The sequence below is a fragment of the Rickettsia typhi str. Wilmington genome, from assembly GCF_000008045.1.
Taxonomy (GTDB): Bacteria; Pseudomonadota; Alphaproteobacteria; order Rickettsiales; family Rickettsiaceae; genus Rickettsia; species Rickettsia typhi.
This window is the reverse complement of sequence record NC_006142.1, coordinates 429,430-444,450: the sequence shown is the minus strand read 5'-3', so window position 1 is coordinate 444,450 and position 15,021 is coordinate 429,430. Positions and strand designations below refer to the sequence as shown.

Below are 15,021 nucleotides of genomic sequence, written 5' to 3'. Positions count from 1 at the left end.
AATTACTTTATCAACGTACTTTATAATTGCATGACAAAAATACAAACACTAAACCATAAAACAAAATTAACACAATCTATGATCTCTTTTTTTGAGATGTCCAGGTTTTGGAGCAATAGGTGGTTTTTTCGATTTTACCTGAACTTTTTGAGCTTCTGACGGTAATACTGGGTTATTTAATCTATTTAACTCTTTTGAGATTTGTTTTAACTTATCGTGTACTTCTATCTTTAAAGGAGTATGATAGCTTTTAATTTTATTATTGATTATTTGTGCTACCACCTTAATATTTTCTTTAGAAATGGAATATGATTTTATACCTATATGATTAACAAGCTTGGACCACAAAGTTTGTCCTTTATCTAATCCTTGATATATTACATCTACTAAATCATTTTTTTTGAATGTTAATACATAATCAGAAGCACCTTCTAATGATTTAGATAAATACTTTGTTATTTCATCTCGCCTCTTACCTTCAAGACTAATTTTTTTGTCTTGCTCAAATTTTAGCATTACTTTCTCAATTATTGAAGCTATCTCAATTTCTTTTCCTGCATGTACATTATTTTCTTTCACTTCCATATACAAATGTGTATAGGATCCTATTTTTGCATCTAATAATTGTTTAACATACTTACCATTAGGATCTTGTATTTCTCGCTCAATCTCAGCAGATTTTAAACCTAATTTTTTATATATATCTGATTCACGAAAAAGTGGAGCATATAATAAAAAATTAATACTTTGTGCTATTCTACTATCTATCGAATCTTTAGAATTTCTTTTAGAATAAAATTTTTCTTGTAAAACACGATAGTGATCTAATATTTCTGGTGTTATATCTTTTATATCAAGAGATTGTAATGATCCTGTATCTGAAAATCGTGCTTGCATACCTGAGCGTTTTGCTTCCAATAATAATATTTCTTGAAAAACTTTATTATTAGTGGTTCTACAAACGAAATTAGGATCGTTATCTGGCATTAACTCATCTGCATTTTGCATTATTGTTTGATTGAGCTGATGTAATTGCTCTTTATTAAGCTTTGTATCTAAAATATTTATAAAAGCTTCTCTTTGTTTCTGTTTACTTGCAGTGCTAAAAGCCTGCTGCATTTTTTTTAAAATACCAAAATCAAAATTTTCTTTACCTATTTCTTTGATAATTAAATTTGCTAAATTTTTTGTTTCATTATTCACTATTTCTTTTTTATTTTTTGTAGCCATATTTAGTATTAACCTCAATTATAATATTTATTATAATAAAAATAATAATGGTAGATTAAATTAATTTCTAGATATTTTTACTATGTTTAGTATCAAAACTTTAACACGCATCTCGAAAGTCATACTAGAACTCCACTATTACCCAAAATTTCTATTGATACTATTTCACAATCTGGTTGACTATGATTTACTAGTTCTAATATTGAAGATGCTAGATTGCTAATATAAGCACCTTTTACATCATTCAATATACAATTAAATACATAATTATCTACTTCATCACACTTATTAATATCATAGTATGGTTTAAATTTTTCTAATTCACTTACTTTTTTAAAACTCTCTGACTTAAATAATGCTTTTGCTACATCATGTTCTTCAATATATTTACTAACAAGTAAAAACATAATGCTTTGTGCTAAACTATTTTTAATGTAAAATTCTTTTAAACATTCAATAAAATTTTCAAAAAAACTTACTTCTTCAATTAATTGTTCAAAAGGAATTTTGAAATCAGGAAACAATTCTGTGTATAATTTTTTCTGCAATTCCTCTTTTGCAAAATTTTGCAAATAAAAATTATTTATTAATAACTTGTAAAGTTCAAGTATCTTGCTAGGGAAGTTAATTTTTAACGTCCATTCCTCATTAATTTCTACAGAAAAACTATTTCTTTTTGCCTCTGAATAAAATAATTTACGTAAAATATCTTCATTATCTACACGCAGAAAAAAAATTAAATCTTGAGAGTTCACTAAATCTGCTGCATGTTGCATTATTTTTTGGTTAAGTTCATGTAGTGAATCATTACATACCAACAATTGTAAATATTCAAGAAAAATTTCTTTATTTCCTTTTTTTAATTCTTTTAAATGATTTAAATCATCTAATGTAATTTTTTTTTGTAAAATATTGTTAATTATTCTAGTTATAAAGATTTTATCTTCATGCTCGACATTTTGCATTACAGTTAAATTAACGTCTCTTTCTAAGTTTTTGTGACTTAACTTAGTATAAATATTGAAATAGCCTGCCAACTCTTGCTCAGATCTAAGATATTTTTTAGTTGTACTAGGTTGACCAATACAAGAGAATATCATTTCTTTTAACTTCATACAATTTACTCACTTAAATTAAAATGGCACAATTATATTTAGTTCAAAAATATTAACAAGTATTTTTATGAAAAAATAAATTAATTTTTATTAAGAGGATGATGCAATAATGCTTGTTTTAAATGATTAGTGTGAAGATGAGTATATATTTGAGTTGTAGATATATCGGCATGACCAAGTAGCTCTTGAATAACTCTTAAGTCTGCTCCACCTTCAAGAAGATGGCTTGCAAAGCTATGGCGTAATATATGCGGCGAAACATTTTTAGGGTTAAGCCCAATATCAAGTGCAACAGATTTTAACAAAATAGCAAAGTTTTGTCTAGTCATATAACCAGCTACCGCTGATGAAGGAAATAAATAAATTAGATTTTTTGATTTAGCTTTATTAACAAAAATATCTCTAATTTTAAGGTATTTAGTAATACTAAGAACTGCTTGATCATTGATTACTATAACTCTTTCCTTATTACCTTTACCAAGTACCGAAAATATTTTTCTTACTATTCCTTTAGACGTGTTATTAGTTAGAATGTCAGCAAGCTTAAGACTTACAAGTTCTGAAACTCTAAGACCACTAGCATAAAGTAAATGAATCATCGCATTCAGCCGAATACCTTCTGGCGTATGATCTTTGGAGCAATATTCTAGTATTAATTTAATTTGATCTATAGACAATATTACAGGCAGTTTATTTTGATATTTAGGTAAATCTACGTTAAGAACTGGATTAAATGCAGTATGATTTTCACTAATTAAAAATGTATAATAGCTTTTTATAGTTGAAATTTTTCGATTTATAGACCGAGCATGTAAATTATTACTGGCTAGATACTCAATCCACTTCCTAATATTTCGCGTTGTAATATTTAATTCTGATATTTTTTGTTTAGTAAGATAATTGTGAAAATCCAATAGATCACGCTTATAGCTAAGTATAGAATTTTTTGATAATGCTCGCTCTGCTAAGAGCATTTCTAGGAATTGCTCAATAAACTCCATAAGTTGTATAAAATATTATATAATGTAGGAATGGAGGCCAGGGTCGGAATCGAACCGACGAATAGAGGATTTGCAGTCCACGGCATTACCACTTTGCTACCCAGCCTAATCAATACCACAACCCTACTGCATTCGAGTGAAAGCATAAATTCTACATAACGTTGGTATCACACAGATACTACAAAAATACATTACAAAAAACAACTACTTTTTACTATGCATATAATTCTTGCAAGATGATATTTAACAATTTATCCTAAAATTCATAAATTGACTAACTAAATCCAATATATAACATTTTTAATTGAAAATTCAATAATTACTTTAAAATACGTTTAATTGTTGGTTATTATATCTCGGTTTATATTCGTTTCCTATTTTTCTTATCAAATTCTTAAGTATAAACTAAGTAAAATAGAATTTAAAATTCTTTATTGTGAAGACTGTTACTAATGTAATACCGTTAATTAATTCAGTTTACTACGTATTTAAAAAAATTAAAGACTGGACATAGTTGTTAAGCTACGGTATGGCATAATACTGTAAATTATTATTGTCATTAATGGCCTATAGTATATAATACTGAAAATATATTTTGATCTATGAAACTATTACAAATTATTTTTATTATTACTATATACATTAATTTAAATATATTTGTATTAGCAGAAAATTTAGAATCAGTTGAAGATATTGAAAATGACGTATTTATTCCTCTTGATAAAAATCATCCTATTTTAAATCAAAAAGATAATATTTATAATGCTGAATTTAAGAATTATACCAACGGTAAAATTATTGCTCTAAATAAAATTACTGCTACTTCTGAGGAAATAGACTTGAAAACGGGGGAAGAAAAATATTTTGGTAATATAAAAATCAAATTACATAAATGTATAAAAAACCTTGATCCATATAATCAAGATAATTATTTGTTGATGACTATAACGGAATATAAGATTGATGAAGACCCAAGCCTACTCTTTCAAGGATGGATGGTTTCTTCAAGTATTTCACTTTCAACTTTTGAACATTCAATCTATGAAATTTTTGCTAAAGATTGTTTTTAGATGCAATATTTGATTTTAAGTTTAATATTTTTAATTCCAAGCCTTGGTATGCTTACAGGCTTATCGATTGCAGCTACTGTATTATTTTTTTTGCTTATTATTGTAATAACAGAACTTATATCATTCATACGAAAGCAAGAATTCAGTAAAAAATTTCTTATTAAATTGTATCCACGCTTTGGCTTTGATGATATATTTTGCGTCAAAAATAGAATAAAAACAGAACTATTATTCATTGCTTGGTGCTTTATCTCTTGTTTATTTACAATTCATCCTATTAATAGTCTAGTGACTTTCACTAAAGTGTTTGCACTTTTATTTCTTAGATTTGTTAATAATGTTGTTACTTTTCAAAATATACTATATCTTAAAAATTCGTTAATACTAGGCATTATCACCGCAATATTACTATTCTTCATCGAATATTCTTCTCATGGGTTTTTAACAAGAATGTTCAAAACTCATTTCGGCTTATATATGTTAGATCGTGGTTGTGCTTTACTTTCCATTACTACTTGGGTAGTAATTATCATTTTGTTCTCTAACGGTAAAAATATAAACGCCTTTATACTATATATAGTAGTGCTCTATTTATTAAGTATTTCCGACAGTTTAGCAAGTTTTGTAGGCTTCAGTATAGGCGGAATAATATTTATTTTAGCAAGACTGATAAAAAAGATATTTTTTAAATTAATTACAATAAGTTTAATTACCGGATCGTTACTATTTCCTATTATAGCTAAACAAATAGACCCACACAATTTATCTGAAAAATATTTAGCTACAAAACCTTCTGCTGCTCATCGTTTATTTATTTGGCATTTCGTTGCAAACAAAATCATCATAAAGCCGATCTTAGGCTATGGTTTTGCTTCTTCTAAATATATCAAAACCAGTGATAATGAAATGATTGATTATAGAGGTGAAAAATTGCATCCTTTACCGCTTCATCCTCATAATAATATATTACAAATTACTCTTGAACTTGGTATATTAGGATTAGCATTATTTTTATGCTTAGTGTATAAATACTTAAAAGAAATCGATAATATAAAGATTTCTAATTTTAGAGCAGCTTCATATTCATGTTTTATAAATTATTATATTATCGGTATGATTTCATATAATATTTGGCAAACATGGTGGATATTAAGCGGTATTTGGATACTAGTTTTAATGAAGTTACTAGTTAAACCTGATATTATCATTGATAATTAATGTTAATTGGTATAGATATAGATATAAGGCCAATTCTCAAATATCATAATGCGATTTGAACTCGTTATCTAATGGTGGTTCCTCTTAAACAAGAAGCTACGTGGTAACATTACATAATAAAAACATATGCTACAAAATTCAGAACTTTTACATGAATATTTACCAATTGCTATATTTTTTGGTATTGCAGTATTGGTTTCAGGTTTAATAATGATGTTACCAAACTTATTATCAACAAAGAAGTATAATAAAGATAAGTTAGAACCATATGAATGCGGATTTGCGCCTTTTAGCGATGCAAGATCAAAATTTGATATACGTTTCTACTTAGTTGCAATTTTATTTATTATATTTGATCTTGAAATTACCTTTTTAGTGCCTTGGGCTATTAGCCTTAATACAATAGGTAAAATAGGTTTTTTTTCGATGATGTTTTTCTTATTTGTGCTTATTATTGGGTTCATATATGAATGGACAAAAGGAGCTTTAGACTGGTAGTAATATGAAAAATGACTTTTATCAAGAAGATGAATTATTAAATAGTTGTCTTACTAATAGAGGATTTTTACTCAGTAAAATTGACGAAGTGATAAGCTGGGCAAGAGCTAATTCGTTATGGCCTATGACTTTTGGACTTGCTTGTTGTGCTGTTGAGATGATGCAAGCTGCAGCAAGTAGATATGATATGGATCGCTTCGGTATGTTATTTAGACCAAGTCCAAGACAGTCTGACCTGATGATAGTTGCAGGAACACTTACTAATAAAATGGCACCAGCGCTTCGTAAAGTATATGATCAGATGACTGAACCTAAATGGGTGCTTTCAATGGGTAGCTGTGCCAATGGCGGCGGCTATTACCACTTTTCATATTCGGTAGTACGTGGCTGTGATAGAATCGTACCAGTTGATGTATATGTACCAGGTTGTCCTCCTACCGCTGAAGCATTGATTTATGGACTTATGCAACTACAGAAAAAAATTAAACGCACTACAGGTTTTAAGTATGACTCTAGATGAATTAATTGACAAACTTGCAGCTAAATCTAGAATTTTAATAACGAAGGTCACAGTTAAAGATCATTTAGCTTATAAAATTGAGCCACATTTTTTATTGCCGTTTTTAAAAGCTTTAAAAGAATCGGAAGAATTACGTTTTACCGTCTTAACTGATTTATTTGGCGTCGATTTTCCAAAACGAGAAAAAAGATTTGAAATCGTATATAACTTATTAAGCCTAAAACTAAATAAAAACCTTATAATTAAAACAAATATATCTGAAAAAGAGAGCATCCCTTCAGCAATGAAGATATTGAGCGCTGCTTGTTGGTATGAGCTTGAAGTTTATGATATGTATGGTGTAAATTTCAATGGCAATAACGATAAAAGACGAATACTCACCGATTATGATTTTGAGGGGCATCCTTTGCGGAAGGATTTTCCATTAACAGGCTACACGCAAGTAAAATATGATAAGAAGCTAAAAAAAATAGCTTATGAACCAGTTAATTTAGATATAGAATATCGTGAGTTTGATTTTAGTTCTCACTGGCACAGCCCAAGTTACATTTTGCCAGGTGATGAGAAAGCTGAGAAGTAATACAATTATTTAGTATGGCACTTACTTGCATAAAGACCAAACAGTCATACCAAACAGTCATTATTAGTAAGTATATTATAACTTACGCAATCTACTGAGTGTCATAGCACGGCCTACATATAGCATTTAGAGAAAAATATCAATAATATTTATATTTTTAACTAAAATATGTGATGAAATATAAGTATAGAAATCGAGAAATCAACAATAAAAATACTATGACTAACAAAACTATAACTCTAAATCTTGGTCCACAACATCCAGCGACTCACGGTGTTTTAAGGTTAATCCTTGAAATGGATGGTGAGGTCGTTAACAATGCCGATCCTCATATTGGATTACTTCATCGTGGTACGGAAAAACTTATTGAACATAAAACATATTTACAAGCTATACCATATTTTGATCGACTTGATTATGTTTCACCAATGTGCCAAGAACATGCATTCGCTTTAGCAGTAGAATCATTACTAGAATGCAGCGTACCACGTAGAGCTCAATTTATAAGGGTGTTATTCTCAGAACTAACAAGGATCCTTAATCATACATTAAATATAGGAAGCCAAGCTTTAGATATTGGTGCTACTACTCCTTTATTATGGCTTTTTGAAGAGCGAGAAAAAATTATGGAATTTTATGAGCGTGTTTCTGGATCGCGTATGCATGCAAATTACTTTAGACCAGGCGGTGTTGCAGAAGATTTACCCGAAAAATTACTTGAGGATATAAATAAGTTTATAGAGCAGTTTCCTTCAAAACTTAACGATATTGAAAATCTCCTAAATGAAAATAGATTATGGAAACAACGTTTAGTAGATATAGGTGTTGTGTCTCAAAAAGATGCAATGGACTGGGGGTTTTCAGGACCAATGCTTCGAGGTTCAGGTATAGCTTGGGATTTACGCAAGTCAAACCCTTATGACGTCTACGATGAAATGGACTTTGAAGTACCAGTCGGCAAAAACGGTGATTGTTATGATAGATATTTAGTGCGCATACTTGAAATGTATGAATCTATTAAGATAATCAAACAATGTATAGCAAAAATGCCAAAAGGTCAAGTCAAAACTGATAATCCTAAATTAACACCACCAACAAGAGAAAAAATGAAAGAATCTATGGAAGCAATGATTCATCACTTTAAACTTTATACAGAAGGATATGATGTTCCAATCGGTGAGACATATAAAGCAGTAGAAGCTCCTAAAGGCGAGTTTGGTGTATATTTATACTCGCAAGGAGGTAATAAACCTTATAGATGTCGTATTAAAGCACCAGGCTTCGCTCATTTACAAGGACTAAATTTTATGTCTAAAGGCCATTTAATTTCAGATGTTATTACTATAATTGCAACGCTTGATATAGTATTTGGCGAAATAGATAGGTAAGATCACAATGTATAATTCAATTGATTTACTACAAGATGAAGAAGAAAACTTTTTAATAAATGAGTAAGAGCAAAACTATATTGTACTAAAAATATATGAATACCAAAACTACAAATTTTACATTTGCATTTGATAAAAAAAATTTAAATTTAGCAGAGACTATTATAAAAAAATATCCTCCGAATGGTAAAAGAAGTGCAATACTACCACTACTTGATCTAGCGCAACGTCAAAATGGCGGTTGGCTTCACATATCTGCTATCGAATATGTAGCAAATATGCTAGAAATGCCTTATATGCGTGCTTATGAAGTTGCAACATTTTATAGTATGTTTAATTTAAGCCCTGTAGGTAAATATCATATTCAAGTATGTACTACTACTCCATGCTGGCTACGTGGTAGTGATGATATCATGAAAATTTGTGAAAAGAAATTAGCCATAAAACACAAAGAAACTACTAAAGATCAAAAATTTACTTTAAGCGAAATAGAATGTTTGGGAGCATGTGTTAACGCACCTGTTGTACAAATTAATGATGATTATTATGAAGATCTAAATGAAGCAAAAATGGAAAAACTAATAGAGCAATACTTAAATGATTTATAAGAATAAATTGCAAAATGACTAAAATACTTTTATTGACAATAACCTTCTATAAATATTTTATTTCTCCGCTACTTGGTAATAATTGCATATTTTCCCCTACTTGCTCAGAATATGCTCAAGAAGCTATAATAACACATGGCATCATAAAAGGCTTATGGCTTACCTTTAGAAGAATAATCAAATGCCAACCATTTTGTATTGGTGGATATGATAATGTTCCAACATCTATTAAAAATTCTAAACAACCTACTAAAAAAATATGAATTATGTTTTAATCTTCAATATCAGAAAGCAATATTTATTAATTAAGTATCAGAATTTCTTAACGTTTATTATGGAATATAGAAATTATAAATAATATTGCCTATCCAAGAATTTGCAGTATATTTGAGCTAATATAGAAAAACTAAATCTACTTAATATATTACACATAGAATTCTTTTGATAAAAATATAGCGAAATATGACATGACTAACTTTAGTTATATCAAATCTCATAAAAAACTAAAGATTTTTTCAAAAACATGAATAAATTAATCCCATTACCTCGTGAATTTTTTGCACGAGATACTAATTTAGTAAGTACTGAGTTAATTGGTAAAGTGCTATATTTTCAAGGCACAACAGCTATCATTACTGAAACTGAAAGCTACATAGGGAATGATGATCCTGCATGTCATGCAGCACGAGGACGAACTAAAAGAACTGATGTAATGTTTGGTCCTGCAGGTTTTAGCTATGTCTATTTAATTTATGGAATGTATCATTGTTTAAATTTCGTTACTGAAGATGAAGGCTTCCCTGCTGCAACATTAATAAGAGGTGTATATGTTATTTCACATAATGATTTATATACCATCTATACTGCAAAAGTTAAAAGTCAAATAACTGATGAGAAGACACAGAGTATAATAATAAGTGAAGACAGACGAAGCACGAAATTTGACATACCAAATCTTGAAGAATCGAATCTATATCTCAATGGTCCAGGTAAATTATGTAAATATTTAGGCATTAATACCACGCATAATAAATGTGACCTGATAAATAACAAAGATTTTTTTGTCAGCGATATTGGTTTAAATCTCCCATACTCTACTACTAAACGTATCGGTATTACCAAAGGTACTGATAAATTATGGCGTTATATTGTTACTGATAACAAAAATGCTTTATTAAACATCAATATTTTATGAAATCAATTGAATTGTGATAAGAATATTAAACTAATAAGACGACTTTATAGACATTTAACACTTTTAGTTTAGGAGATTGAGATACACTTGATACTAATAAATCATCTGTTAGCTACAACTTTATCTATCTAACTTTGCATATGAATTATGCATAATATATGAGATGCTTCATTAATATGCAATTTCTTCGTTATCTGAATAGTATATAATTATCATACACTTGCTTTTTTAGCAGTAGTGATAGATGTATCACTTTACTAACATATTTAATATTATAATCTTTATTATATTCTCTTAATAACTCATTTTTAGATACACTATGCAACACTAACTCAAAAATATTTTTTATTCATCTAATGTACTCACTTATATTGTTTTAACGCACTACAACTTATCGTAACATCATCCTTCATAGAAATATTTTTATTAATACAAGCAGTTAGTAACGAGCCAATTAGTATGGTAAATATTTTTTCATAATGCATTCTCAAATATTAGTGTTGATAAACAATTTTCTTACAAGACTTATATAAATTAGTAAATCAAATATGTATCATGACATAATTTACTATGTCTTTATTTTTTGTTGATGCATTGCATCTAATAATAAATATTATTAATTAATTTCAATTCAATTTAACCATTCAATTAATGTACAAATAAGGTCTCATATTGATTTAGTGTTCAAAAACGTATAAAAGTACCAATATAATAGAAAACATTTAAAGTAACAGAAACTCAAAAGCACGATGAAAGCTTATATCAATAAAAGTTGATGCAGAAAATCATGATGATCAGATCAATAAAACATTGATAAGAATTATTATAGATAAAGTTAACTATATGATTACGGAATTAAGTATAATCAGAGTAATTATTCTTACGACGTAAGACAGTTTTTCCGTTATTGTGAAAACATGACGTAGTAATTGCCGAAGTAACCTCATACAATTAATTTACATAATGAAATTACAAACTACACTTCTGTCTCTTCTAAGATCACTGTAGAATCAGCAAGTTTAGTAATTTTCTCAATTTTTAATCGAGCTTCTTTTAATTTTTTTTCACAATAATTCTTAAGTAAAATACCCCTTTCAAAACTATTAACTGCTGTCTCTAGACTCTCTTGTCCATTATCTATTTTTTTAACAATTTCCTCAAGCTCTCTTAAAGCTTCTTCAAAGCTAATATTATCTTCTAAAGTTTTAGTATTACTCATGTATTTTTATTTTTTTAATGGTTATCTATAGTAAGTTTGTTGTAATGTGTTTGCGGTATAAGTATTTTTTTTAGCTCACTACTATCAAAAGTTTTCTTAGGCTCAAAAATACTCCCGTTCATTCTTATATTAAGCTGCGCTAAACTAGCTTTATCAGAATTTGTATGTAAGTTATTTAATTTAACAAGCTTTTCTGGAATATAAAATGATAAAACACTAGAAGAATCTATATCAAAATTATATATGTTAACTGCAAAAGAAGCTGCACCACTACTATATTGTGTTGCAAATTTTATGTTCTTTAAAAGAATAATACCTTTTTGTAATTCAATATCGCCGCTTATATCTTTAATATTGGTTCGCCCTGTGGTTATAGAACTATTTATATCGTTATCTAAATTTCGTACATTATAATCAGATGTATTAATTTTTTCTATAAAAGAATCAATTCCAAAATTATTAACATCTATATTGTTGATCACAAATTGCGATTTTGTAGTAAGGTTATATAGCTGACTTTTAAGGCTATTACCGTTAGTCCATAAACTACCACTTATACTTCCTTTCCCACCACTCCAAGTAAATATGTTATACATAAGAGCCGAAATTTTGTTTAAATCTACTGTATTTAAAGCATATACGAAATTGATAGAATAAGGTTCCAATAAAATATTACCACTACCTTGAAACTTACCACCTAATAATTCTGCTTCAATATTATTAAATTGTAATAGATTATTATGATTTGCTAAATAAAATTTAACATTTCTGAATATAAAATTATTTTGCGATAATGTTGATAATGTACCATAAAATTGCAATATAGCATTATTTAAACTATATTCATTTACTAATTTATTTCTTAAATTAAGCATTGAGCTCAATGAAAATGAATCAGTAGTTAAATAACCATCCTTAATTTCTACAGTCAAAGATGGCAATACACTTGAAGTGTCTAAATGCCATCTAGTCGATAAACAGCTATTAGCAGTTTTAAAATCTAAATTACTAATCTTGATAGTAGCAGGTAAGATTTTAGCAAGCAAATTCATTTTGTCAAATACATGATCATTATACTTAACGCTATCTATCAAAATATCTAAATTAGCTAAATAGCCTATTGTTCTAATAGGAATAAACTTACTCGGATAATCTAAAGATTGCATATCTTTAGTTAAATTCTGTGTAAATCTAATAATAGGCGAAATTATTGGATAGGACTTACCGCTTAAGTCAAGTGAAGATATATTAAGCGTAGCATCTACACGAGGTGTTTGAGCAATAAATTTACTAGAAAAATTTCCTGATAAATTTAAATTATCCGTTTTAAGTAATAAATTTTTAAAAAATAAATCTATTAAAGTAAGTTTTAAATCTGATGACAAGATAAAAGGTACAGATTCTTGAATGGTAAGATTGTTAAATCCTAAAATATTCAGTAATGAATTCATATCATTATGTTTTAAATATAACTTTCCATCGAACATACTTCTAACAGCATTCTGTGTTACATTACCTGTAAGCCTAAACTCTCCACCAGACTTAATATTACCTGAAAGTTCATTTATGTTTAACGTACCATTTGATAAATTAGCAGCAAAGACTATTTTTTCTAGCGCTTCATTATTACTTAAAATTATTTCGTTAATTGCAACATTTGCTTTAAGTAATTTATCCGCAAAAATAAATCTAATATTTGAACCAAAAGTATTAAATTTTACCACTGCGTTTGGTAAAATTAATGACCTTAGATCTATTTTAGGGAAATTTAGTTGCACATTAGTAGTAATATTAGTATTTTTAGCAATGTTAACAAAGCCATTACCTATAATCAAAGATGATTCTATAACTATGTCTTTTAGTTCTATTTCATCTTCATTATTTGCAATATTAAATTTAATGTTCACTGGCTCAGTTTGATTAAATTTATTTAAAAGATGCTTTAAATCTGGTAATATATTATACATTACAGATGCTAAATTTTTAATCTGATATTCACCTGTACCTCTAGTAAACTTAAAATCTTTATAAAGCTGTGATAACTTAGAGCCATAATCATTATTATCAACATTAAGTCTAAAATCTACTATATCATCACGTTTATTAATGGAACCTGAAATTCTACCTATATTGTTACTAGTAGTGTTAAATATGTAATGAGAGGATAAAGCATTTGCTTTTTTTAAAACACAATTATTAAAATTTAAGATAGAATAGTCTTGTTTATTAAAAATACTTAAATTCGTAATATGTAGATTGATATTTTGTAATTTATATTTAAAGAAATTCTTGATTAATTCTTCATGATTATAAATATTGAATACATTAGCATTTGCATAAAACTTAGCATCTAATATGTCTATTTTATTAATTTTAGGATTAAATTTTATAAGTGACCACAATGAAAAATGGATTTTAATCTGCTCTAGATCTAACTTTCCATCTTCCTTTATCGTATCAATACATAAATATGGTAAAGGGAATTTATGGATCTTTATTTTTCTAATATCTTCCCTTGCAATGCCGAAATGATTAATAAAATTATTAGTTACCAAATTATAGTTCATAAATGATAATACACTAAAAATTATAAATAATAATGCAAAACAAATTATAATTCCGACAACTATTTTTTTGATCATGTCTGTAAAAAGTTTTAAATAAATATATTATTATATATAATAATCAAAATTTAAAGGTAAATTAATGAATTCTTTAGAAAATTTAATTTTAATTGGTATAATCAAATCATGTCATGGAATTCAAGGTCATGTAATTTTAAGATCTTTTACCGAACCTGCTACAAAAATACTTGAAAGAAACCTAGTAAATGAGTCAGGAGCTGATATACGTATTAAGCTAATTAGTCAAAATGCCAAAGGAGAATTAATTTGTACATTTAATGACATAACTACTCGTAATGAGGCTGAAAATTTAAAAGGTTACAAAATATTTTGTTTAAGAACAAGTTTACCTGAATTAGAAGAAGATGAATTTTATATAGCTGATTTAAATCATTTACGAATATTAGATCAATATAATAAAGAAATAGGTAAAATTAAAAATATTCTTAACTTTGGTGCCGGTGATATAATTGAAATAGAATTTTTAGATAAAACAACTAAATTATTACCTTTTAATAAAGAATTTTTTCCTACTATAACTAAAGATTATGTGATTTTAAATTATCAAACAAAAGTGTAAGTACTTATTATTTTTGAAAAAAATTTGAATTTTTGTAAATAATACAAATAAATTGCGAGAAATATTCTTATTGTTGTATAACATTATAAAATACTAAAATAAGAAATTACTTCTATCTGTGTAGATTAATATTATATTACACAATAGCTTAATAATCTGAAAGTCAGATAATGCT

General features: G+C 27.6%; 15 protein-coding genes and 1 tRNA gene. 10 read left to right on the top strand and 6 right to left on the bottom strand.

The genetic code is table 11. The annotated features are described in order from the left end of the window. Positions 1 to 66 precede the first annotated feature (66 nt). The 4 genes from RT_RS01755 to RT_RS01740 form a co-directional block, all read right to left on the bottom strand. Positions 67 to 1,230 carry a DUF5410 domain-containing protein gene (locus RT_RS01755; protein ID WP_011190815.1) on the bottom strand — a complete coding sequence of 388 codons (1,164 nt, stop codon included), beginning with the start codon at positions 1,228 to 1,230 and terminating at the stop codon, positions 67 to 69. A 119-nt stretch (positions 1,231 to 1,349) separates the two neighbouring features. Beyond that, positions 1,350 to 2,345 (bottom strand): DUF5410 family protein, encoded by a 996-nt coding sequence (locus tag RT_RS01750; RefSeq protein ID WP_011190814.1) that lies wholly within the window; start codon positions 2,343 to 2,345, stop codon positions 1,350 to 1,352. 80 nt (positions 2,346 to 2,425) lie between these two features. Next, positions 2,426 to 3,346 (bottom strand): site-specific tyrosine recombinase XerD, encoded by a 921-nt coding sequence (locus RT_RS01745; RefSeq protein WP_011190813.1) that lies wholly within the window; start codon positions 3,344 to 3,346, stop codon positions 2,426 to 2,428. A 31-nt stretch (positions 3,347 to 3,377) separates the two neighbouring features. Continuing rightward, a tRNA-Cys gene (locus tag RT_RS01740) sits at positions 3,378 to 3,452 on the bottom strand. Between the two features lie 496 nt (positions 3,453 to 3,948). On the opposite strand from RT_RS01740, the gene RT_RS01735 reads away from it, so the two are divergent. From RT_RS01735 to RT_RS01695, 9 genes are all read left to right on the top strand, one after another. Further along, positions 3,949 to 4,416: a DUF2155 domain-containing protein gene (locus RT_RS01735; RefSeq protein ID WP_011190812.1), complete on the top strand. Its 468-nt coding sequence runs from the start codon at positions 3,949 to 3,951 to the stop codon at positions 4,414 to 4,416. Beyond that, on the top strand, positions 4,417 to 5,634 hold the full coding sequence (locus RT_RS01730) for an O-antigen ligase family protein (RefSeq protein WP_011190811.1): 1,218 nt from the start codon (positions 4,417 to 4,419) through the stop codon (positions 5,632 to 5,634). A gap of 126 nt (positions 5,635 to 5,760) precedes the next feature. After that, a complete protein-coding gene (locus tag RT_RS01725; RefSeq protein WP_011190810.1) occupies positions 5,761 to 6,132 on the top strand; it encodes an NADH-quinone oxidoreductase subunit A in 372 nt (123 codons plus the stop codon). A 4-nt stretch (positions 6,133 to 6,136) separates the two neighbouring features. After that, positions 6,137 to 6,652: a NuoB/complex I 20 kDa subunit family protein gene (locus RT_RS01720; RefSeq protein WP_011190809.1), complete on the top strand. Its 516-nt coding sequence runs from the start codon at positions 6,137 to 6,139 to the stop codon at positions 6,650 to 6,652. After that, a complete protein-coding gene (locus tag RT_RS01715; protein ID WP_011190808.1) occupies positions 6,639 to 7,232 on the top strand; it encodes an NADH-quinone oxidoreductase subunit C in 594 nt (197 codons plus the stop codon). The genes RT_RS01720 and RT_RS01715 overlap by 14 nt, the downstream gene beginning before the upstream one ends. 218 nt (positions 7,233 to 7,450) lie before the next feature. Continuing rightward, positions 7,451 to 8,620 carry an NADH dehydrogenase (quinone) subunit D gene (nuoD, locus tag RT_RS01710; protein WP_014419426.1) on the top strand — a complete coding sequence of 390 codons (1,170 nt, stop codon included), beginning with the start codon at positions 7,451 to 7,453 and terminating at the stop codon, positions 8,618 to 8,620. 95 nt (positions 8,621 to 8,715) lie between these two features. Beyond that, complete coding sequence (gene nuoE, locus RT_RS01705) at positions 8,716 to 9,228, top strand: NADH-quinone oxidoreductase subunit NuoE (protein WP_011190806.1); 513 nt, start codon at positions 8,716 to 8,718, stop codon at positions 9,226 to 9,228. Between the two features lie 14 nt (positions 9,229 to 9,242). Next, entirely contained in the window at positions 9,243 to 9,491 is a 249-nt protein-coding gene (gene yidD, locus RT_RS01700) for a membrane protein insertion efficiency factor YidD (RefSeq protein WP_011190805.1), read from the top strand. A gap of 260 nt (positions 9,492 to 9,751) precedes the next feature. Continuing rightward, positions 9,752 to 10,423, top strand: a complete 672-nt coding sequence (locus RT_RS01695; RefSeq protein ID WP_011190804.1) for a DNA-3-methyladenine glycosylase — start codon at positions 9,752 to 9,754, stop codon at positions 10,421 to 10,423. 976 nt (positions 10,424 to 11,399) lie between these two features. Here the strand turns inward: RT_RS01695 and RT_RS01690 are convergent. Continuing rightward, the gene (locus RT_RS01690) at positions 11,400 to 11,642 is read right to left on the bottom strand and encodes an exodeoxyribonuclease VII small subunit (RefSeq protein WP_011190803.1); all 243 of its coding nucleotides are present in this window, start codon (positions 11,640 to 11,642) and stop codon (positions 11,400 to 11,402) included. A gap of 14 nt (positions 11,643 to 11,656) precedes the next feature. After that, positions 11,657 to 14,284: an AsmA family protein gene (locus RT_RS01685; protein WP_011190802.1), complete on the bottom strand. Its 2,628-nt coding sequence runs from the start codon at positions 14,282 to 14,284 to the stop codon at positions 11,657 to 11,659. A gap of 64 nt (positions 14,285 to 14,348) precedes the next feature. Here RT_RS01685 and rimM point away from each other — a divergent pair, with 64 nt between their 5' ends. Beyond that, the gene (gene rimM, locus RT_RS01680) at positions 14,349 to 14,846 is read left to right on the top strand and encodes a ribosome maturation factor RimM (protein WP_011190801.1); all 498 of its coding nucleotides are present in this window, start codon (positions 14,349 to 14,351) and stop codon (positions 14,844 to 14,846) included. The last annotated feature ends 175 nt before the right edge of the window (positions 14,847 to 15,021 follow it).